Raw genomic sequence first — 22,772 nt, forward strand, 5'->3', positions numbered from 1 at the left:
GCATACTATGTTTAAATCTTCACTTTGGCAACTGCCCTAGTGAAGATTAAACATAGTATGCTTTTACTCATTAAAGATAACCTTCTGAAATGTTCATTTAAGTCCATCTTTAAAGAAAGTTTTGACAAATAGATGTTTTTGATAGGAAATCACATTCACAGATTATAGTAGCACATGCTACACTTTTTCTGGCAACTTGCCCCAAAGGGCGGTGATTGAACTGGAAGAATTGATGTCGCTAGTCGTCGCACCTATTCTTGTAGGCCTAGTTATACAACTAGTTTCTCGCTGGTTAGACGAGAAGAATGATGACTAATGCAAGTTGCCTTCTGACCCACACATTTAATTCTATAACAAATGTAAAGAAAACCACTCTATTCACAGTAGAGTGGTTTTTGTGATTCACCTGGTAAATTGATGTCGTTTTACACTTTTATAATACCAAACATAATGTAAAAAATCAAGTGAATCTTATCTAAACTAACAATGTATCAAAAAACCATCATTTTCCGTCAGGTCATCGACGGAAAATAATGGCTATGTCTAATTATTTATTGAGTCTAACGATGTTTCGTCTCAAACAATGGACTTACTGGTTTATTTTCATGGATACGTTTGATTGCATCCCCAATCAATTCACCAACACTGACTTCATCGATTTTCTCGATTTTACGGTCATCTGATAAGTAAATCGAATCTGTTACCACTAAACGTTCAATAGCAGAATCTTCGATACGCTGTAAGGCAGGACCAGATAACACTGGATGTGTACATGACGCATAGACTTCCTTCGCACCTGCTTCTTTCAAGGCATTCGCCGCTAATGAGATCGTACCAGCTGTATCGATCATGTCATCGATCAAGACACATGTTTTCCCTTCCACGTGTCCAATAATATTCATTACCTCAGCGACATTGGCTTTCGGACGACGTTTATCAATGATCGCGATCGGTGATTTCAAGTACTCAGCTAATTTACGAGCACGAGTCACACCACCATGGTCAGGTGAAACGACAACCACATCATCGCCTTTGATGTCACGTTCTAAGAAATAATCTGCAATTAATGGAGCACCCATTAAATGATCCACTGGGATATCGAAAAATCCTTGGATTTGAACTGCATGTAAATCTAGTGTCAACATTCTTGTTGCTCCTGCTTTTTCAAGCATGTTTGCAACAAGTTTAGCTGTGATCGGTTCACGAGCACGAGCTTTACGGTCTTGACGTGCGTAGCCATAATACGGCATAACCACGTTGATTGTTTTTGCACTTGCGCGTTTCAATGCATCGATCATGATCAATAATTCCATTAGGTTATCATTGACAGGACTGCTTGTTGATTGGATGATATAGACATGTGAACCACGAATACTCTCTTCGATGTTTACTTGAATTTCACCATCACTGAATTGATTTACAGAACATTTTCCTAATTCGACACCAACAGCTTCTGCGATTTTTTCTGCTAAAGGACGATTCGAGTTAAGAGAGAAGATTTTCAATCTTGGATCAAAATAATGTTTTGACATGGGGACCTCCGCTTTCTTTTACTGAACAATAGTTTCCTTATAAATAGTAGTCACTTTTCTGAAATAAATCAAGTGATTTTAGGGTATTCCTAAAAATTAATAAGAAATTCTCATAAAAATGGACCCCTCACTACTGGAAAAAAATAGAAGAGATGAAAATATGTCAACTTTGCCATTTTCTTTTAAATTTTTATAGGATTTTCTAATGACAAGGATGCAAATATATATTAGTATTTAAATGAGTTCCAAAAATGTAAGCGCATTATATTTATGGGGCGTTTTTAATATCTTTATTTTTGCTGAGAATCACAGTGAAAGGAATTGAACTGCTGCTGAACAGCACAAGATCTTCATTTCAAAGTATCGACCATTTATCATTATCTAGCTGTACAAATCAATCCTTATAAAAATAGACAAATGATCAGTGAGACTGAAAGTATCTCAATTCCCATTTCCTAATTTTCTACAGGATCAACGATTTGTTCCGCTCTAAATTTAAGGAGGAATTTTGTGAAGAAGTCTGTTTTGAAAAAAGTACATCTTGGGTTACAGGTTTTGATGATCTCCACATTGTTGGCAAGCACAAGCGCACAAACGGTGCTAGCGATCGAAAATACTTTAGTGAGCGACACTGAAACAGCAGAAACAACAGCGACTAAAAGTTCTACGATTTCAAGCACTACACCAAATGAACTACAGACAGAGCAACAAGCAAGCGACATTGCCGAAACAGCACAACGATTGACGATTTTGGGGACTTCAGATGTGCATGGTCAATTATGGAACTGGTCATACGAAGATGACAAGCAAACGCCAGTCGGTCTTTCACAAGTCAGTTCAGTAGTAGCAAATGTTCGCTCGGAAAATCCAAACGGGACGATTCTGATCGATAATGGAGATATGAATCAGGGAACGATTTTAACAGATGATTTGTACAATAAAGCGCCCCTGATCGATCAGCCAAATCCAATGATCAAAGCGATGAACTATATGAATTATGACGCAATGGTTTTGGGGAACCATGAGTTTAATTTTGGCTTAGATTTGATCAAAAAACTGAATGATGAAGCGAATTTTCCGATTTTATCTGCTAACACATATGTAAAAGACACGAATAATCGGTTTGTTGGCGGAACGATGAAAAAAGACATCGATTTAGATGGCGACGGAACAAAAGATCTAACAGTTGGTATCATCGGTCTAACCACCCCGCAAATTCCTTTGTGGGACGGGGCAAAAGTAGATAGCTTATACTTCAATCCACTAAAAGAAGAAGCCGAAAAAGCTGTCTCAGAATTGCAGAACGATACAGATATCATTGTTGCATCTATTCATGCAGGGCGTGAAAATTCTGATCCGTCAGCAGCCGCTGACCAAGTAATCAACAATGTGGCTGGTATCGATGCGTATATTTTAGGACATGATCATCGCTCGTTCGCCGAAAAAATCCAAAGCCCAACTGGCTTAGTGCCTGTCGGTGGCCCTAAAGATACAGGGACTGAACTTGTTCGAATCGATCTTGATCTTACAAAAACAGAAGACAAATGGCATGTTGCCAATAGTGCTGCTGCAATTGTTGATACAAAAACGGTCGCAGCAGATGAAACGCTCAAAGAACAAACAAAAGAATATCACGACACCACAAGAGCGTTCATTTCCGAAAAAATCGGAACAGCTACAGCTGACTTTTTACCGCCGGAAGAAGTCAAAGGAATTCCAGAAGCACAATTACGCCCAACGGCAATGATTTCGTTGATCAACAACGTTCAACGAAAAGCGACAGGTGCACAATTAGCTGCTTCTGCACTATTTAAAGCAGATAGTAAATTGAACGCTGGCGACATTTCTTATTCAAATATTTTTGATATTTATAAATATCCAAATACACTAGTCAGCGCTAATATCACTGGAGAAAATCTGCTAACATTCATGGAGAAACAAGCAGATTACTACAATACTCCTAGTCCAGATGATCTAACAATCAGCTTCAACTCAAATATTCGCGTCTACAATTATGACATCATCTCTGGTGTTTCGTATAAAATCGATATTTCAAAACCAAGCGGCGAACGAATCATTGATCCAACCATCGATGGTCAGCCGATCGATCCAGAAACAAAGTACACAATGGCAATGAATAATTACCGCTATGAAGGACTGCTGGCACAAGGCTTGATAACAGAAGAGCCTCTCGTATCGACAGACCCTGAAACATTACGAGGATTGATCGCTGATTATATTCGAGAAAAGCAAACCCTTGATCCTGCAGAAGAAATCGAAGAAAACTGGGAAATCATCGGATACAACTTTGACAAAAAATGGCGTGACCTTGCCGTTCAACTCGTCAATGACGGAATTTTACACACGCAACCCGCAGCAGACGGACGCACACCAAATGTCAAACCAATTACCAAACAAGAAGTAATGGATGCAGGCTATGAACCAACAGGTATTACAATCATGCACACGAATGATGTTCACGGCCGCCTAGAAGGTAACGGTAAAGATGTTTTAGGTATGGCGCGTTTGAAAACCTATAAAGAAACGATTCAGCCGAATCTATTACTCGATGTTGGTGATGTATTCCAAGGATTGCCGATCTCTAATTTTTCAAAAGGAATGGATATGGCTAAAGTCATGAATGAAGTTGGCTATGATGCAATGGCCGTCGGAAATCATGAATTTGACTTTGGTTTTGATACAGCAATGGCATACAAAGACGCGCTGGATTTCCCAATCCTTTCAAATAATACCTTCAAAGATGGAAAATTAGCTTTTGATCCATACACAATTATCGAAAAGAATGGTAAAAACTACGCAGTCATTGGTGTAACGACTCCGGAAACAGCGACAAAAACACATCCGAATAATGTAGTCGGTGTGACATTTGCTGATCCGATCGTAGAAACGAAAAAAGCGATCAAAGAAATCAGCGCATCTGAAAAAACGATTGATGCCTACGTCGTGATCGGCCATTTAGGTATTGATGAAACAACTCCGCATGAATGGCGTGGCGATACGCTAGCTGAAAGCTTAAGTACAGAATTCGCCGATTTGAATATCACTGTTTTAGATGGGCACTCTCATACAGCAGTTGATGGCGGTAAACGTTTCGGTAATGTGATTTACACTCAAACTGGCAACTACTTGAATAATGTTGGACTCGTCGATGTCGATTTAGTCGATCACAGCAAGAAAACAGCTTCGCTGACTCCAGCAGAAGATTTGGCTGGGATAGCTGAAAATCCAGCAGTCAAAGCTTTGGTTGATGAGGCAAAAGCAAACTTTGAAGCTTGGGGTGCTGAAGTTGTTATTGAAAATAATCCTTATCAATTTAATGGCGAACGTGACAATGTTCGGACTCGAGAAACCAACTTAGGAAATCTAATCGGTGATGCGATGTTGCATTATGGGCAAGAAGGCTTTAAGCATCAAACTGATTTTGCAGTGACTAACGGCGGCGGTATTCGTGCAAATATCGAGCCTGGACAAGTAACGCTGGGTGATGTAATTGCTGTACTGCCATTTGGAAATAGTATTTCTCAAATAAAAGTCACTGGTGCACAAGTGAAAGATATGTTTGAATTATCTCTTCGTTCTATGGCGCAAAAAGATGAGAATGGAAACATTATTCTTGATGAATATAACCAGCCTAAGCTAGGAGCAAATGGCGGTTTCTTACATGTTTCAAGTACGATCCGCGTATATTATGATTCAGCGAAAAAAGGCTCTCTTTTACCAGCTGATGAAGGAAACGGGACAGATAAAACAATTGTGGGAGAACGTGTCCTTCGCGTAGAAATACAAGACCGCACAACTGGTGAATTTGCTCCTATAGACGAAAATGAAAGTTATTACATGGCGACAAATGACTTTTTAGCAGCCGGTGGTGACGGCTACGACATGCTAGGCGGCGAACGTGAAGAAGGCCCTTCTTTAGATACCGTTTTGATCGATTATTTAAAACAAGCGTCTAATTTACGTCTATATGATGCAGCAACGAATATCGATCTTGCTCAGTATAAAGAAGCATTCCCTGGCGAACGGATCGTTTCGATTTCAGAGGCTGATTTCAACGAAAAGTTCAAACCAGAACCAACACCCGAGCCGGAGCCTGAACCAGATCCAGAACCTGATCCAAAACCAACACCGCTTCCTAAACCTGATCCAAAAGATCCAGAGAAAGAAAAAACTCCGGATAAAGAAAAAACACCTGACAAGAAAACTGCCGACTACCCAAAAATGGGTGAAAAAGTGGCGACCTATGGAAGTTTAGGTGTGATTCTCATTGGACTTTCTGGATATGGTATTTATGTCTATAACCGAAAACGCAAAGCAAGTTAATAGTAAAAACTGAGCGCTTGATATAAGTTCTGACGAAAAATCCAGATACCGATCAACTTGATTGGCATCTGGATTTTTTTTCTATAGATTTTCATTTTCAGCTAGGAAAATTGTGAGTTAGCATCCTGTGAGAGATGATTCTTGAAAGAATAGCCTACGTTCCCAAAACTTATTTGATCAATCATTTACCCCTGATGCTTCGGGAGAATCAGAGCTCTCTGCTCTTTTTTCTCGACGTTCCTTTCGTTGGATCTTTTCGATTTCAGAAACATCATACATTTCTCCGTTCTCAAATTTAGCATTCTCTGTATCAAATGTACCGTTAATTACAATATCACCTTCAAATTCTTTCTGATACGGCATTACGCTTCCAATAAATCGATTGGATTTATCAGAATTAAAATAGCCATAGAAATCAAGTGAGCCCATAGAATTCTTTTTCGTTTCTGTAAATGTAAGTGAATCAATATTGTTATAATTAAATTTAAAAAATAACTCGATACGCTCTTTCTGTTTAACCGTATAGTTCTTATAGCTGTAGTAATTTAATCCTGCCACCGCAATTATTATTATTCCGATTCCAATTAAAAATTTATACCTAGTTTTCATAGTCTTTGTATCCTTTTAATGTCATAATTAAATATAACATAAAGATAATAAATTTAACAAGTTAGGTGAAAATCATATAAAATCATCTCTGCACTAAATAGTCTCATGAAACGGAAACTGTTACCTCTATCATTAATGGAACTCCTGATATGTCCAATCAATAATTTATACGAATGACTGAGGCTATTGGATAGAAATAATAAAAAAAGAGCGCTTAGCTCTCCAAAATTTGTTTAGTTAATCATTTAATCAGATACTTTGGATGAATCCGAGAACCAAGATTCAGAGCTCTCTGCTCTTTTTTCTCGACGTTCTTTTCGTTGGATCTTCTCGATTTCAGAAACAGTATAGGTTTTTCTATCCTTAAATTTATCATTTTTTCTTGAAAATTCACCATCCATGACATTGTTTCTTTCAAATTCTTTTTGATAAGGCATTACACTTCCGATAAACCGATTTGATTCGTCAGCGTTAAAATAGCCATAGAAATCAAGTGAGCCCATAGGATTCTTTTTCGTTTCTGTAAAAGTAAGAGAATCAATATTATTATAATTGTATTTAAAAAATAGTTCGATTCGCTCTTGTTGTTTGTTTATAAAATCGTTATAACTATAATAATTCAATCCTATCACCCCTATTATGATTATTCCTATCCCAATTAAAAATTTATACCTAGTTTTCATAGTCTTTGTGTCCTTTTTATGTCATAATTATACATAAGTATACCATAAGGAGAATAATAATGAGTAAGTTAGATAAAGATTTTTTTGATATAACTACTGGTACGTACCAAGGGTTACAAATTGGACAACAAATTGAAGGTTTCGATAGTATTATGTATGAAGTGGTGGAGATTTTAAACAACCCAGATAAAAATGGCGCTGAAGGGATAGCTGTCGCACCTATCGTTAATGGGACTCCTGATATGTCCAAGATCACGATTTCTTATAAAGGAACCAATCTTGCTGATATGGATGGCGACCTAAGCGCTGATGTCCAACAGGTCACCATGGGGCAAAAAGATAAATATCAAAATGTACATATTCCAGGAACAACGGCGCGCGTTCCCGTTCAAGTCAACAGTCAATTCGATACGGCATTAGCTTTTGCCGAACAATTAAAAAAAGATCCACGGTTTAAAAATGCGACCTTTGATTATACTGGCCACAGTTTGGGTGCTGGCTTAGCTTCTTATGTTGCTGCAGAGTTTGGAGAGTATGCGACAGTCTTTTCTGCGCCTAATATTTATCGATTATTGAGTGAAAAAGCAAAAAAATGGGTCGATGCTGGACATGCGACGGATAAAATAACCAACTATACGCACATGAACGATAGCGTTGGAAACTTTGATCAATTTGGGATGCCTTTAGTTGGAAAACGTGTACTAACAAAAAGCAATAAAGAATTAGAAACGTTTATTATGCGTTTATTAACGCTAGGTGGGCATCCTACAGACACGTTTTTAGAGATGTTTAATGGCGATGGGAGTATTATGCTCTTGTTTGCCCCTACGCTACTCCGGGCGACCGCTGTTCAGTATGACGACATGAAAAGTACAGCGCTAGGGATCAAAAAAGCAATCGAGCAGTATGAATGGGATGAAGGCGAAGAGATCATGGCTTTACAAAAGCATATCCGCAGTGAGGCCAGTGGTGGTGCTTATTCTGAATTAGAGGATCACGAAATTCAAGATATTTTAAAAGCGGTCGCTCCTTACTCTAAAGGAGATCACTATTATGCTCATAATCCGGACGTTGTCAAAGAATTAAAGGCTAAGATGGTGTCGATCGGAGATAATCTAGGGGAATTCGCTCAGAGCTTACGTATGGCTGCTGTTAAAGCGGAAGCGTCAGATGAACAAATAGCAACCTCATTTTAATCAAGGGAGAAAATCAGGGATGAACTTAAACATTGGTGGAGAATCATATAGTGATGTTATTTCAAGTTTGCAGCAAAAAATTACATTTGAAGCGAGTTTAAAAGAACCGAACACTGCAACTATTACACTTTATAAGATCCAGCTAGAACAATACCAAAAATTAGAGAAAAAAAGACTCCAAAAAATCGCCTTACAGGCAAAATGCGCTAGCGTATTCAATCCTTTAAAAGAAGACGCGGCCCAAATGCAAAACAAAATAAAAAAGGAACAATTTGATTTAGGAAGCAGCGTTGAAACCTTCGTTCAAAATGCGCCCGATATGGTCAAAGGCCAAGCAGGCACTTCCTTTTCTCATGAAGTATCCGCAATGAGAAATAGCGTACTTGAAGCAAGCGGGATGTGTGAAGCTGTTACCTAATTATTTTTGAAAGTGCGGGATGATCAATAGATTTTGAGACATAAGTCTATGAATCACATTCTTTAAAACCAAATACTCACTTGATAAAAGCGTTTAGCTCCTTATTATTTCTCGGAGCTAAACGCTTTTATTGTCTTATCTTTTTTAGTCATTCATATAAGGTAATTTTTTTGCATATCCTGCTTTATTTTCTTGTCTCGCTCTAGCAATGGCTAAATCGTATTCCTTTATATCTTCTGTAATTGTCGAACCAGCTGCGATCACTGTATTTGCCTCAATTTGAACAGGTGCGATCAAGTTTGAACCTGACCCGATAAACGCATGATCGCCAACGGTCGTACGATGTTTATTTTTCCCGTCGTAGTTTACAAAAACAACGCCACAGCCAACATTGATATCTTTGCCTAAATCCGCATCTCCAACATAGGTCAGATGTCCAACTTTTGTATGTTCAGCAATCGTTGCATTTTTTACTTCTACAAAATTACCGACATGAACATGTTCACCGATCTCAGCTTTCGGACGAAGATGAGCAAATGGACCGACATCTGCATTTTTACGTACAATACTTTCTTCCACTACAGATTGTGTGATTCTAACATTATCTTCGATGATACTATCAACGATCTGGGAATGAGCACCGATAAAGCAGTCCTCACCGATCACCGTTTTCCCTTTGACATGAACGCCAGCTTCGATCACCGTATCAGAACCGATCACAGCTCCTTCGTCGATATACGTCGTGTCAGGATCGACAAAAGTAACGCCGTTCATCATATGCATCTTATTCAAGCGTTGATACATGATTTTATTTGCTAAAGCTAAAGCCACACGATCATTGATTCCCATCGCTTCTTCAAAGTCAGACATTTGATAAGCCGCGATTGCTTTGCCTTCTTTTTTTAGAATTTCAATAATATCTGTTAAATAATACTCCCCTTGGGCATTATTTGTGTTGATTTTTGATAGAGCGTTAAACAATGCTTCATTGTCAAAACAGAACGTTCCTGTATTGATTTCCTGAACGCGTGCTTCTTGTTCTGTAGCATCTTTTTGCTCGACAATTTTTTCGACGATCCCCACATGATCACGGATAATGCGTCCATAACCTGTCGGATCTTCTGCATGTGCCGTTAAAATCGTAGCACTGGCATTTTTCCCTTGGTGATAGTCAAAAAGATTGGTCAATGTTTCAGCGGTCAAGAGTGGTGTATCCCCTGTAATGACTAACGTTGTCCCTTTTTTTCCTGCTAAAAGTGACTCAGCTTGTAATACAGCATGGCCCGTTCCTAATTGTTCTTCTTGTAAAGCATATTGGCTGCGCTCGCCTAAATGGCTTTTGATTGCTTCCGCCCCGTGTCCTACGATCGTTACGACTTCACTTGGATTGGTTTTTTCTACTTGATCGATGATGTGTTCTACCATTGGCTTACCTGCGACAGGATGTAATACTTTGTATAGCTTTGATTTCATACGCGTTCCTTTACCGGCAGCGAGGATGATGACATATCTGTTTTCCAATTGCTTCACTCCTAAAAGTTGTTTTATGTTCAGTTCATTACTTTAATCTTCATTCGAATCATGTTTTAGTTTAGCTTACTCCTCTCACTTTTTCAACTGAACCAATTTGTTTTTTGCTATACCAATTGGGTTGAAGTGCGTTATAATAGGTTAAAATTTGGAAAACTGCCGAATAGCTTGTTCTGCTTTTGCTGAGAATCACAGCGAAGAAATGAGCTGATGATGAACAGTACAAGACTTTCGAAGAAAGTGTTGAGCAACTGCATTATCCAGCTACTCAAATCAATCCTTAGGAAAATAGATAAATTGTCAGTGAGACAAAAAACGTCTCTATGGCAATTTCCTAATTTTCTACAGGATTAAGCGATTTGTTCCGCTTTTGCTGAGAATCACAGCGAAGAACTGAGCTGATGATGAACAGTACAAGACTTTCGAAGAAAGTGTTGATCTTCTGCACTATCCAGCTACTCAAATCAATCCTTAGGAAAATAGATAAATTGTCAGTGAGACAGAAAACGTCTCAATGCCAATTTCCTAATTTTCTACAGGATTAAGCGATTTGTTCCGCTTTTATTTTAAGGGGGTGATAATATGATACTAATTCAAACACGCGTATCTCAATCAAAAGCCCAGTCTTGTTGCTGCATATAAAGTACTTTGGTTGGTTTAAGGATCTCCTTTGACACGAAGTACTTTATCACTTGACTGATAGAGAGGAAATCCATTATGACTAAAAAAATACAACCATATCAATTTAATTTTATAAGAAAACAAGCGAATATTTTACTGCAGGCTCATTTATCTGTGAATGATAAAAATACAGTAAAAACACTCCAAGCCATCGTTCTTGAAAAAATCAATGAACAATTTGGTGAAGATCAAAAAGAGTTTCAACCACTATTAGACGGATTTTTAGAAGCTGCGACTTCAAAGCCAAGACTTGATCAATTTTTGGAAGGTCTTAAAGAGGCCGTTCTGCCTTTTTCACCGCCATCAAAACAGCAATTGACAAAGCTATTCAAAAAGACGAAGAAATTAAAAATCCCTGACTGGGATGAATTAGATCTTAGAGACTATACTTTTTATAGCTGGAATGACAGTGGCAAACAGCAAAAATTCATTGTTGCTTCGATCGACGGAAAATTCGTAGGCGTACAAGGGAGTATTTCCCCAGCTATTCAAAAAGGGATCTGTCCAATTTGTCACGAAACATCTGAGGTTTCACTGTTTATGTCTAAGGTCAAAGAATCTGGCGATGGTATGTACACAAAGCGCGGAAACTATATCTGCTATGACAGTGACAAATGTAACCACAATATTGAACGAAGAGAAGAATTAGAAGCATTTGTTCAAAATGTGCTGTTTACAAAATAAGCATGATATTTATAAAGATCGATACTGTTTAACTGATGGTATCGATCTTTATTTATACCTTAACCATTCAAACCTATTTTAAATCCTCTTTTGTTCAGTTATACTTAATTCTAATGAGTATAGCAATAGGAATGAAAGAGGGTTTTTTAGGTATGTCAGAATCATTCTCTGCACTAACTGACTGGTGCAAGAAAAATAAAGCACTTCTGCTTATGACAGTGATTATCTACCAAGCAGCGATCTTGGCAATTGGAATCGTCAATTTTCCATATATGGATGACACCGTTCGTCAACGCGTTGGTAACACAGATTTCGCAAGCACTTATTCCAGATGGGGCAGTGAACTAGCTTCGTGGTTCGTGCAAGGAAGTCGTCATTTAACAGATATGGGCCTTTTCACGCATATTTTGACTGGATTCATATTGACAGTCGCCAGTGTTATCGTCGTTTACATCTTGAATAATAAAAAATTGAGTGCCCTCTCTTTGATCGTTTCTACATTGATTGGATTGAATCCTTGGTTTTTACAAAGTATCAGTTTTAGATTCGACAGTCCTTATATGGCGTTGAGTATTTTATTTTCTGTCTTGCCATTCCTTTGGTGGGAAAATAAAGATCGAACCTTTTTCATTCTATCCGCATTCAGTATTTTCATGATGTGCAACACATATCAGGCTTCTTCCGGCATCTATATTATTATGGTATTAGCTCTCTCTTTCAAAACATTATTGGCTGGCGGAAAAATGAGTCTAGCGCTAAAAAAGAGCCTCTTATCAGCAGGAGCATACATCGTTGCTATGATCGCTTATTTGATCGAAACAAAATTTAACCCTGATTTGGCAAACCGTGGAGGAAACGTTGCGATTGCGGCTTTCAAAGATATCCCTAAGACTTTGGTTGCCAACACATCCATGTATCTACACAGCATCATCGATCAAAGTACAAAAGTCTGGATGATTTTATTTATTCTTTTGATTGTTCTATTTATTATAGTCAGCTTTACTAGTGCTAAGAATCAGCTGTTAAGTCTTGTGTTTATCGGTCTGTATCTTATTTTAGGCGCCATTTTAAGTTACGGCGTATTTTTGATATTCCCGGAAAAATTAGCACTTGCTGCTCCGCGATATGCTTACGGCTTTAGTGTTTTTACAGCGATTACTTTGATCTTACTTTTGGAGTATAAACTGTCTCCACAATGGAAAAATATAGCAATAAAAGGAACGATCAGCTTGTTTTGCTATTATTTATTATCCTTTCCATTTATTTATGCTTCGGCATTACACTATCAAAAAGACGCCTTTGAACGTCAAAGTATGATGTTGGCGACCTCTTTAAAAAATCTAGTCACAGCAGATACCAAACAAGTGTATGCCACTATGCTGTTTAAAGACTCACCTGTCTTTAACAACACGAAGCAGAATTACCCAATTTTACAGGAAATGGTTCCACCTAATTCAGCGATTTTCTTTCCTAATCAGGTAGTCTTCAAAACCTATACTGGTATGGATATAATGATCGAATCGTTTGATTTTGCTACGTTTGATAAAAAAAATAGTGAATTGAAATCATCTGACTACTATTATGATATTTACGAAAAAGATAACCAACTTTATGTTTTAGTAAAATAGTTAAAGAGTGCGAAACAAAACGAACAATCAGTTTTGTTTCGCACTCTTTAACGTAATAAACGATAGACAACAGGCAGGTTCTTCAATAACTTCCCCAAAAAACGAACCTGATCGACAGTTATCTCAATCTTGCTCTTGTTCTAAAACATCACCAGTTTGCGCATTGATCTTCACCGTATTTTCTGACAATAGACCTGTTTTGATCGTGATCTCCCAGTAAGTCGTTGCTAATTCGTTCTCCAATGACCACTCGATTGCTTCCCCATCTTTCACTGTTCCTTCAGCTATTTCAGTCGCTTCTTCCAGTGAAATGAGATCTTTCAAATCTAACGCCTTATCTTCTCCTTGATCGTCACGATCGACTGTTTCTTCACGTTCTTTTGTTACTTCGCCTGAATCTGCATCCACTCGAATATCAAACTCTTTTGTTCCTTCAATCCCTTGTATTTTATAAGAATATGATTCAAGAGAATCTTCTAAATCAATTGAAGTGATGGCTGCATTGGGATAAATTTCTTCAAATGCTGCGATCGCATCCGGTAAACTGATTTTGATCGTTTCCAATCGAGTCTCTGCATCAGACCTTGTTTCATTCTTCGTTTCCGTGTTGTTGGTTCCTGTAGTTGTTCCACTGTTATTCGCACAAGCACCTAACGTCAGCAACATCAAGGTCATAGAAATGACTAGTTTTTTATTCATTATTTTCATCCTCTCATAGTTACACATTCATTTTTGTCAGTATTGATTTAGCAGAAAGCTTAAATTTTTTTCAAACACCTCCTTAAAAAATTTATTTACTGCTCAGATTGGAGGGCTGTTTTTTTTGGTTGCTTCGAAAGCGGAGAAAGGTTTGCAGCATCCCGCGAATAATCGTATACACAGGCAGAGCGACGATCATACCTAATAATCCGAGGAGATTTCCTACTATCAACAATAAAAATACAGCAATGATCGGATGTATCTTACTTACTTTATTCATTACAATTGGAGAAACCAAGTAAGATTCACCAAATTGAACAGCTGTTATCAACAGAACCAATAACAGAGCCGTTTTCAAATCCTGACTCAACGCGTAAAGCAGTGCCGGAATTACGCCGATAAACGGACCAAAATAAGGAATAATATCCATCAATCCGCAGATCAATCCCAATAAAAGGGCATTTGGTAAGCCCAAAATCGTAAAAATCAACGAGCTACTGATCGCTACATAGGTACAAACCAGCATTTTCCCACTTATATATGTCGATGCTGCATTATGAAAATCCCCACACCAATCCTTGACCAACTGCCGATACGGAGCTGGTGAAAATCGTTCTAAGGCACTTGGGATTTTTTCCCCATCTTTAAACATATAAACGAGTAATAACGGAATCGTAAAAATAATGATCGCTGAATGAGAAATAACTTCTACAATACCGCTCAAACTCGATCTCGCACCAGAAATCACTTGAATAATAACTCTTCCTAATTGATTTAAATCCAAAGATTCCAGCATAGGAGCCAGTTTATCTTCTAAGACCGAGCTTTCAACCAATTCGCTGATCGAATAAACAACTGCAGGAATTTGGCCGACAAACTTACCTATTTCTACAATGATCATTGGTAAAACAACTTGGATCACAATAAAAATCACTGATAGAATCAGGGCCAAAATCAGAAAAACAGATAGATTCCTTCGTTTCGTCATGCGTTCGAGTTGTTTAAACGCTGGTAAGAATATATAAAAGATGAACACTGAAATCAAAATAGGCAGTAAAATACTCGATAAAACCGCTTCTAATGGTCTAAAAATAAACGCTATTTTAGAAAATATAAGAATCGTTATCCCTACCAAGCTTAAGATAGTCAGTACTGCCACGATTTTAGATGTCTTTAAAAATTCCATTGATACATCCTTTCGCTATCATCTCTACAAAAATTTTTAGCATTTATTTTTGTTACTATTCAGCAATGCTCTTTCTAAAAATACTTGCAAAATCATGTTCGCTAATCACATCATGAATGATTCGTATCTGCATCAGACTGATTCGCCCTAGTGCCCCATTTATTATCTTTTAAAGTCAATAACGCATAAAACCGAACTAAATGAATAGTAAAAAAATGAAAAATACCATATAACGGTGCTAACAAATAGCAGAATGGGTGTTTGAACATATAGTGAACATTCCGCGCATACGCAGAAAGACAAGCCAACAGTAAGAAGAACAGCCAATCTTTCAATGTTAAATTACCGAAATGCCAAATGATATTATATGAAATAGCGCCTAAAAATACGATCCAGAGTAAAATTTCGGTTATTGACCAAACAAAAACCATCGGACGTCTTCTAAACAATTTCATAGACAGAAAGCTTTCTCTAAAGAATGATTTACTCCATCTTGTTTGTTGTTTCAAAAACACACTAATTTTTTCTGGAACGTCAGTGATACATTTTGCTGACTCCTGATAAACCGTTTTTCCACGTTCATTCGCGTAATTTGTGAGACACCGATCGTCTCCTACATGAGCAAGTGATCCAAATACCGTTTGATTCAAATACCGATCCAAATTATCCATCACAACACTGCGTCGGTAACAACTGATCGGACCAGAACAAACTAAAATATTTCCTGTAACAGATTGTGACGCTCGTTCGACACGAAAGGCATTATCATACCTCATATCCAATAGATACGATAATAATGAATTCTTTCGATTTCTAGCGTTGATATGTCCTGTCACAGCTTGAACGTTTTTATCCTTAAACGGACGCATCAATTCATATAACGTAGAAGGAAAAATTTCTCCATCAGAATCCATCGTGAAAAAAATATCTCCAGTGCTACGTTCAAACGCATATGCTTGCGCAAATCTCTTCCCTTGGTTATGAGGCAGTTGTCCAACCGAAACCTTTTGAACAAAGTCTAGAGGCAGTAAATGGTGAATTTCTTCTAAAACAGTATCCAATATATATCGTTGACTACCATCATCAACAATAAATACTTCTTTGATCGGATAGGTTTGTTTCGATAGACCCTCTAATAACTTTAGAAGTGCTGATTTTGATTCATTATAGACTGGAATGACTACAGTCACTTCTAAGTCCGGTGGTGTGCTGGTATCTACCCGATAAAACATCGATAAGCCTGTCTTGATAACTAAATATGTGATCATAAACCAACCATAGATACTAAATGCACTCGAAATATGACCCGTTCTCCAAAAACCAATCAATCCTATCAATAAGGCACAAAACAGGAAAGTAATACACGACAGGATGATATGCTCTCTACGTTTCTTCTTAATTTCCACTAATTTTGCTCTCCTTGATCCTAAGTTTTCTACATAGATGATGGTTAGATGACCCGCCACCTATTCTAAAAACTTTTTCTTCATTCATCGTATAGGTTCGACTCATATCGACGATCGCTTTACTTTCACTCAATAATAATTGGTAGTCAATTGAATCGTGTTTTGTCAAAATAACGACACAATCATAGATCGAATACACACAGTTATTTTCTTGCATCACCGAAATTAGTTCTCCTTGTGAATCTCTAAATGAAGGAACAAATGGATCAAGAATATCTATTTTCGCATGTTTTTGCTTCAGTTTTTCATAGATGTCTAGTGATGGAGATTCTCGAATATCACCAACATTTGGCTTGTAAGATAGACCTACTATCAATATCCGAGCATTTTTGATCGATTTGCCTTGTCCGTTTAAGCTCTCTTGGATTTTAGTTAGTACATTAAAAGGCATGTTCATATTAATATCCTGAGAAAGTTCAATAAATTTATTGAAAAATTTATTTTGTTTGCCTTTCCAATAAAGATACATGGGGTCTAACGGAATACAGTGCCCGCCAACGCCAGCACCTGGATAAAAGGGCATAAATCCAAACGGCTTAGTCGCTGCTGCATCGATGGATTCCCAAATATCGATGCCCATCCGCTCACACATCATAGCCATTTCATTAATGAAGGCAATATTGATACTTCTAAAGGTATTTTCAAGCAGCTTGCTCATCTCAGCTGTTTCTGGGGAGCTAACTATGATGACTTCTTCTATGATTGAGCCATAAAGAATTTTTCCAAGTTCTGAGCTTTCAGCAGTTATCCCGCCTAAAACTTTAGGGATGTTCTTCGTTTGAAATTTAGTATTCCCTGGATCGACTCTCTCTGGTGAAAAACATAAGTAATAGTCTTTCCCAATTTCCTTATCCCCTTGCTCAAATTTCTCATAGAACAATTCTCTTGTAGAACCTGGATATGTGGTACTTTCAACAGAAATCAACAACCCCGACTTCATATATTTTTCAACTTTGTTCGCTGTAAATTCTAAAAAACTAATATCTGGTTCTTGATTTTGATTCAAAGGAGTCGGTACACAAACACTCAGTGCATCCAACTTACAAATATATGCAAAATCTGTTGTCGCAACAAATTTCCCTTGTTGAACTGCAGATGCCACTACCTCTTTATCTACATCTAGAATGTGAGAGTCTCCAGCATTCAAGCTTTTGACTATCTTTTCATTGGTGTCGATTCCGATGACCTCAAAACCTGCGGAGACGAACGCCATTGCTAACGGCAATCCGACATAGCCTAACCCAATTACACCAATTTTAGCTTCTCTATTGTTGATTTTCTTTACTAATTTTTCATTCAATGGATCGAGCTCCTATTCATTTTAATTTAGGAAATAAAAGAAATATTGTAGGTAATAAAAAATAATAGAATAGTTGCCCGCTCTTTTTTTCAAGTGACTTTCCTTGTTATTCAATTATGTTTATTTCATTTAAGACTAAACCTAAAAACTTCATCTTAACTTTCCGTATGTATTCTCTTGTATCTGTTTTTCATTTTCGATTTCTTACCTCTTGATATTACTCAAGCTCCAATGAAAATATACTTTTCCAATCATATTTTCAGCAGAGATCAATCCGTATACTCGACTATCCGCAGCATACGGTCGATTGTCTCCGAGTACTAAGTAGTAACCTTCTGGAATTGTTTTTGTCGAAGTTAGATCCTCACTCGTAAAATCTTCAGTGAAATTTTTACCATTGCGTTGACTTTCATTGACTTCATCTACTATGAATTTTTCGTCAACAGGCTGATCATCAACATATAACGTGTCCTCTTTATAAACAATTTTTTCACCTGGTAGTCCGATAAGTCGCCGGGCCTGAACATTATTTTTTTCATTCATAAAAGTAACTAGATCGAAACGCCTCAAGTCCGTTCTTTTTTTGATAAGCAAGATATCTCCATCTCTTAAATTTGGAATCATACTATGTCCCTGAACAGTCGTCACTTTAAAGAAAATAGAACCGATCGCCAGCGATAAAAAGATCGTAAAAAAGGTAGTGAGAATAATGTCCCGAAGTACCATCTTCTTTTTCTTTCCGTTCTTCCTTCGAATGGATCCTTTCGTCTTCCTTTTTCGTTGATTTAAGGACTTAGAGACTTGCTTTTTCTTGTTATACTGATGTGTATCAGACGTTTTTCTTTGTTTCTTTTCTTGATTCATTCTTTTTTTCATCGCAAACAACTCAAATCATTTTTCTTCTGAAAATGCGTCTTCGTTGACCTTGTAATAGGCAAATGCAGCCTGCTCATATTCTTGTGCTTTGGCAATATCCTTCAAAAATTCTTCGACTAAAGTAGGATTGTTATAAAAATTCTTCGTCTGTGTACTTGCATTCATCCCTAATTGTTTTGTTGCATTGTAATAACGATTCAACACAAGCTGACCTTCTTGAGAATTGACCGTACTAGCTTTTTTCGTTCCATAACTAGCCATGGCTGTAGCAAGGTAACGGATATTTTGCTGCAGTTTTTCTTCTTCATCGCCTTGATCCCTTGCTAAAATCAGCTGCTCTTCAAAGTCTCGAAGCAAATAATAGCCTTTGACAACAGAATCAGAGTCATCTGCGGTTAGATTCATCGATTGATAGTAAGAAAGATAGCCCGAAGCACCCGCAAACGCCACACTTACGATCATTAAAAAAATCATTAGTTTCAAGCTGCGTTTTTTCTTTTTTTGAAGGAGTTTTCTTTGTCCCGCAATTTTTTTATTTTTCTTTTTGCTCTTAAATTTTTTCTTTGGTAGTTTGGCAATTTTTTTCTTCTGTGTAAAGTACTGAAGCAAGGAGAGGATGCTGCCGATAAGTGCCAAGATTGCTGCTGCAACTCCTCCTATAAATATAGTTTCCAAAATAGACATTTGCCTCAGCCCCTATTCATCTAGCGGTCGCTTTTTACTCTTGGTTCCGTTCGCTTTTTTCTTTTTTCGTGCTAGTTTTTCTGCTTGTTCTTTCTTTTGCTGCTTTTTACGTAGAAATACGATCAATCCGTAAACTACTCCACCTAGTGCTAAAACAGCGCCAACGATCATTACGATCAACTGCCAGTTAAAGCCTTTTTCCTGTACTAAACCGACATCCCGTTCATTAAATTTATCTGCGTCTTCCTGTGTGATCTCAAATTCTTCTTTCCAGGCCCACTTTTGATCACCGGAGGTCACTAAAATATTGGCTATATAAGTACCTGAAACCATACTTTCCCCATTCATACTGATCGGAAATTGGATAAAGGAATTTGGCGCCATGCGCATTGCTGTTTGTTTCCGTTCATATAAAACAGCTTCATTCCCCTTTGCATTGATTTGCGTCTCTACTGTCATATCATTTAAGAATGCTGGGATCACATTTGAAAAATCCACGAAAATCGCATTTCGGTAATTATTTTGCCCGGCAAATACTTTATTCAGCTTCAAGTCTGGCGTCAGGTCCTGATCCGATTCTTGAAGTAAAAGACCAATGATATAGGCGTATTGATTAATAATTCGAGAGCCGCCTTCATTAGACACATTTCCATCCTGATCAGCTTTCATCAGCTGGATTCCTCCAGCAATCACTCCTTTTGTTCCTGTTTCAGGCATCTTGATCTTGATTTCAACTGTTTTTGTTTCACCAGCTGCTAAATCAACTGTTTCTGGACCTGAAACAATATCTTCAAAATCAAACTGTAAAGAAGCATCATTTTCTATTTCCGAATCACCATATTCGATCACACCATTTTGATTAGTAACAGCGCCATTCAAGCCAATGTTGACCGTAATTTTTTCAGCACTAGGATTCGATAAGGTGAGCGTAATCGTTTGTTCCTGTCCTTTATTCATCTTTAATTTGTAATAACCAATATTGTCTTCCATTTGATTTTCTGGAAAGTTAAGGCTATAGGTAAAACCTGTAGCACCGGCAACATCGTCTGCCGCTTCACTACTGTCATCTGCATAAACCGAACGACTAAAAAGAACACTCGGCAAAAACGTCAACATGATCAATAAAACAATTCCTATTACTCTTACTCTTTTTTTCATCTCTATAACCTCATGTCTTTTTATTTTTTCTATGTATATTACTATTGATTCTATTTAAAAAATAAGCTGGCGAGAGATCTCGTCAGCTTATTTCAGGAAAAGCTGATATTATTGAGCAGCTACGACTTTCCAAGTCACTTTAGCTGTATATGTGTCAACAGCCATGTTTGATGCTGTTGCTGCTGGAACAGTTAATTTAACAGAGTTTCCATCAGTTCCTGCAGTCCCATTTGTTGCAGTTGAGCTTTGACCAAAGCCAAGAATATATGTTCCTTTACCTTCTCGATTTGCTTGGTTTGCGGTAACAACTGTTTGTGCACCACTAGCTTCAGTTAATTGGAACGCAGTTGCTACGTTTGAAGGAATTGCGTTTGTATTCTCAGCTGTTGTTGATAACAAGCCGTTGCTAAAATCAATTGTAGAACCACTTAATACAGTAGAACCCGCACCTGTAAATTGTTGTGTCATTTCAGCAGTTACAGTATATCCATACGTTCCACCAGCACGGATATCACGCCATTGTACGTAATTACCAATAGTTGGAGCATTTGGATTGTCCATATCAGTACTTACTGCTGCAGCATATGCTGTTACTTCATTTGCTGATGTTTTGATTGTGCCGAAATTCAAATTAGAGGTTCTTTCAATCATTAATGGTCCCAAATTTGGATTAGTTGTTTCTGGTCCTGGTTTAATGATTTCTGGTGCTGGTTGTTCTGGTGGAACTACTGGACCAATAGGCTCATCTCCACCCTCCTGTACAGTTACAGTTCCAGTTGATTCTAATTCTGTTGGAGCTGCCATTGCTGCTGTCGGCGCTAAAGCACCTAGTGTTAGTGCAGCTACGATCGCTGCTGATGATAGTGTTGTTAATTTCATTTGTATTTCCTCCTGCATATTTCTATATAATTTATTTGATAACCTGGACGAATCCAGAAGTATCACATGATTAAGGTAACTCGGCCAAAATCCAAGTCAATTCTGTTGCATATTGTACTGGGTAGATTTTTGTTGCATTCGGAATAGCCAATCGAACAGCAGAGTTGCTATAAGATGGCTTTCCAGAAAAATCATCGATCAGCGCATTGCCCGATGAATCTACCACTGGAAGTAATGTTGTCTCCATATTGTTGCTATTTGTTTCAGAAGCGCCAAACGCAATCGTCCAGACACCACGGCCACTGCCTGGTGAAGCTGTTGCTAAGTCATAGGCTGTACCGATTGAGTTCAAAGCAATCGTTTCTCTTGTCACAGTAGGCGATTCACTAGTTCCACTACTATTTGCCCAGCCTTTATCTAGAGATAAAACTGCACCGTTCAACTCTTGCTCATTGGCATTTTGAATCACGGCATTTCTAAATTGATGATTCTGTTTGACTTGTAAGGTCCAGCCAGTTGAGTTGGCACGCTGATCAGTGATTTGGATATAGCTGCCTCTCGGACCAGTCTCACTTCGAAATTGTTGTGCTAATGCATGATAGGTGCGGCTTGTACCTGAAATTTTAGCTTTGCCAAAATCAAGCGACGACACATAATCAATACGTAGAGGCCCTTCTGTGGACGGACCTTCACCAGGATCAACAACTTCTTCAGGATTTTCCGGGTCTATCGGATTTGATATTGCACTGCCTTCAACAGTTACTGTCCCTGGTTGTGTGATAGAACTATTTGTCGCTTGAGCAGATGAACTAAAAAACGTTAAACTTGTCAACACAATGATCATGCTGGTAATGATTTTAAATTTCTGTTTCTTCATCTACTTCTCCTCCTTTACTCGTTTACGTACTAAGAGTAAAAGAAGGAAGAGCACGAGCAGACCTATTCCGACAAAACTAAAGTTACGGATAAGTTCCCCTGTACTTGGAAGCTTGCCGACTGGTTTTACGACGACCTCAGACTCTTGTTCAGTGGATGACCCTACTTCTGGTAAATTTTCACTCGGTTCAAGAGAATCTTCATAAAACGAGATCTTTCCACCTGTAGTTACTTGTCCGCCAACTCCTTCTGTTCCATAAACAGTCGAAGGTACTATGGCTAGGCTGATCAGCAAAATCAAAGAGCTGAGTAAAATAATCAATTTGTTCATTCTCATTTTCTC

20 protein-coding genes are annotated in these 22,772 nt (G+C 37.9%); 6 read left to right on the forward strand and 14 right to left on the reverse strand.

From position 1 onward, the window contains the following. Window positions 1-232 precede the first annotated feature (232 nt). Window positions 233-316: a type I toxin-antitoxin system Fst family toxin gene (locus tag CC204_RS21025; protein ID WP_120308908.1), complete on the forward strand. Its 84-nt coding sequence runs from the start codon at window positions 233-235 to the stop codon at window positions 314-316. A 244-nt stretch (window positions 317-560) separates the two neighbouring features. Here CC204_RS21025 and CC204_RS11740 read toward each other — a convergent pair whose 3' ends face one another. Continuing rightward, window positions 561-1,532, reverse strand: coding sequence for a ribose-phosphate diphosphokinase (locus tag CC204_RS11740; RefSeq protein WP_087641755.1), 972 nt, complete (start codon window positions 1,530-1,532; stop codon window positions 561-563). 510 nt (window positions 1,533-2,042) lie between these two features. Here CC204_RS11740 and CC204_RS11745 point away from each other — a divergent pair. Continuing rightward, complete coding sequence (locus tag CC204_RS11745; RefSeq protein WP_088270340.1) at window positions 2,043-5,876, forward strand: 5'-nucleotidase C-terminal domain-containing protein; 3,834 nt, start codon at window positions 2,043-2,045, stop codon at window positions 5,874-5,876. Between the two features lie 177 nt (window positions 5,877-6,053). Here CC204_RS11745 and CC204_RS11750 read toward each other — a convergent pair whose 3' ends face one another. Together CC204_RS11750 and CC204_RS11755 are read right to left on the reverse strand one after the other, a co-directional pair. Next, the gene (locus CC204_RS11750) at window positions 6,054-6,485 is read right to left on the reverse strand and encodes a DUF1433 domain-containing protein (protein WP_088270341.1); all 432 of its coding nucleotides are present in this window, start codon (window positions 6,483-6,485) and stop codon (window positions 6,054-6,056) included. Between the two features lie 245 nt (window positions 6,486-6,730). Next, entirely contained in the window at window positions 6,731-7,108 is a 378-nt protein-coding gene (locus CC204_RS11755) for a DUF1433 domain-containing protein (protein WP_157894275.1), read from the reverse strand. A gap of 119 nt (window positions 7,109-7,227) precedes the next feature. Here CC204_RS11755 and CC204_RS11760 point away from each other — a divergent pair, with 119 nt between their 5' ends. Further along, entirely contained in the window at window positions 7,228-8,364 is a 1,137-nt protein-coding gene (locus CC204_RS11760; RefSeq protein ID WP_088270343.1) for a Tle-like phospholipase domain-containing protein, read from the forward strand. Window positions 8,365-8,383: 19 nt separating this feature from the next. After that, window positions 8,384-8,782, forward strand: a complete 399-nt coding sequence (locus CC204_RS11765; RefSeq protein ID WP_088270344.1) for a hypothetical protein — start codon at window positions 8,384-8,386, stop codon at window positions 8,780-8,782. Between the two features lie 144 nt (window positions 8,783-8,926). Here CC204_RS11765 and glmU read toward each other — a convergent pair whose 3' ends face one another. Next, a complete protein-coding gene (glmU, locus tag CC204_RS11770) occupies window positions 8,927-10,303 on the reverse strand; it encodes a bifunctional UDP-N-acetylglucosamine diphosphorylase/glucosamine-1-phosphate N-acetyltransferase GlmU (protein ID WP_088270345.1) in 1,377 nt (458 codons plus the stop codon). Window positions 10,304-11,029: 726 nt separating this feature from the next. On the opposite strand from glmU, the gene CC204_RS11775 reads away from it, so the two are divergent. Together CC204_RS11775 and CC204_RS11780 are read left to right on the forward strand one after the other, a co-directional pair. After that, on the forward strand, window positions 11,030-11,677 hold the full coding sequence (locus CC204_RS11775; protein ID WP_088270346.1) for a FusB/FusC family EF-G-binding protein: 648 nt from the start codon (window positions 11,030-11,032) through the stop codon (window positions 11,675-11,677). A 152-nt stretch (window positions 11,678-11,829) separates the two neighbouring features. Next, window positions 11,830-13,305 (forward strand): glucosyltransferase domain-containing protein, encoded by a 1,476-nt coding sequence (locus CC204_RS11780; RefSeq protein ID WP_088270347.1) that lies wholly within the window; start codon window positions 11,830-11,832, stop codon window positions 13,303-13,305. A 123-nt stretch (window positions 13,306-13,428) separates the two neighbouring features. On the opposite strand, the gene CC204_RS11785 is transcribed toward CC204_RS11780, so the two are convergent. The 10 genes from CC204_RS11785 to CC204_RS11830 all read right to left on the reverse strand — a co-directional run bounded on the left by CC204_RS11785 (window position 13,429) and on the right by CC204_RS11830 (window position 22,760). Next, window positions 13,429-14,004, reverse strand: a complete 576-nt coding sequence (locus tag CC204_RS11785; protein WP_162288349.1) for a PepSY domain-containing protein — start codon at window positions 14,002-14,004, stop codon at window positions 13,429-13,431. 91 nt (window positions 14,005-14,095) lie between these two features. Further along, window positions 14,096-15,190 carry an AI-2E family transporter gene (locus CC204_RS11790; protein ID WP_088270349.1) on the reverse strand — a complete coding sequence of 365 codons (1,095 nt, stop codon included), beginning with the start codon at window positions 15,188-15,190 and terminating at the stop codon, window positions 14,096-14,098. Between the two features lie 110 nt (window positions 15,191-15,300). After that, window positions 15,301-16,596 (reverse strand): glycosyltransferase family 2 protein, encoded by a 1,296-nt coding sequence (locus CC204_RS11795; protein WP_088270350.1) that lies wholly within the window; start codon window positions 16,594-16,596, stop codon window positions 15,301-15,303. Beyond that, window positions 16,586-17,956: a nucleotide sugar dehydrogenase gene (locus CC204_RS11800; protein ID WP_227011139.1), complete on the reverse strand. Its 1,371-nt coding sequence runs from the start codon at window positions 17,954-17,956 to the stop codon at window positions 16,586-16,588. The genes CC204_RS11795 and CC204_RS11800 overlap by 11 nt, the downstream gene beginning before the upstream one ends. 204 nt (window positions 17,957-18,160) lie before the next feature. Continuing rightward, window positions 18,161-18,832 carry a signal peptidase I gene (gene lepB / locus CC204_RS11805; protein WP_088270351.1) on the reverse strand — a complete coding sequence of 224 codons (672 nt, stop codon included), beginning with the start codon at window positions 18,830-18,832 and terminating at the stop codon, window positions 18,161-18,163. Window positions 18,833-18,847: 15 nt separating this feature from the next. Next, window positions 18,848-19,516 (reverse strand): hypothetical protein, encoded by a 669-nt coding sequence (locus CC204_RS11810; RefSeq protein WP_088270352.1) that lies wholly within the window; start codon window positions 19,514-19,516, stop codon window positions 18,848-18,850. 12 nt (window positions 19,517-19,528) lie between these two features. Then, window positions 19,529-20,674 carry a WxLIP family cell surface protein gene (locus tag CC204_RS11815; protein WP_088270353.1) on the reverse strand — a complete coding sequence of 382 codons (1,146 nt, stop codon included), beginning with the start codon at window positions 20,672-20,674 and terminating at the stop codon, window positions 19,529-19,531. A gap of 108 nt (window positions 20,675-20,782) precedes the next feature. Beyond that, a complete protein-coding gene (locus tag CC204_RS11820; protein WP_088270354.1) occupies window positions 20,783-21,553 on the reverse strand; it encodes a WxL domain-containing protein in 771 nt (256 codons plus the stop codon). Between the two features lie 70 nt (window positions 21,554-21,623). Then, window positions 21,624-22,430 carry a WxL domain-containing protein gene (locus tag CC204_RS11825; RefSeq protein WP_227011140.1) on the reverse strand — a complete coding sequence of 269 codons (807 nt, stop codon included), beginning with the start codon at window positions 22,428-22,430 and terminating at the stop codon, window positions 21,624-21,626. Continuing rightward, a complete protein-coding gene (locus CC204_RS11830) occupies window positions 22,431-22,760 on the reverse strand; it encodes an LPXTG cell wall anchor domain-containing protein (RefSeq protein WP_227011141.1) in 330 nt (109 codons plus the stop codon). It abuts the gene before it with no gap. Between the last annotated feature and the right edge of the window lie 12 nt (window positions 22,761-22,772).

The sequence above is a fragment of the Enterococcus wangshanyuanii genome (genome assembly GCF_002197645.1).
Classification (GTDB): Bacteria; Bacillota; Bacilli; order Lactobacillales; family Enterococcaceae; genus Enterococcus_L; species Enterococcus_L wangshanyuanii.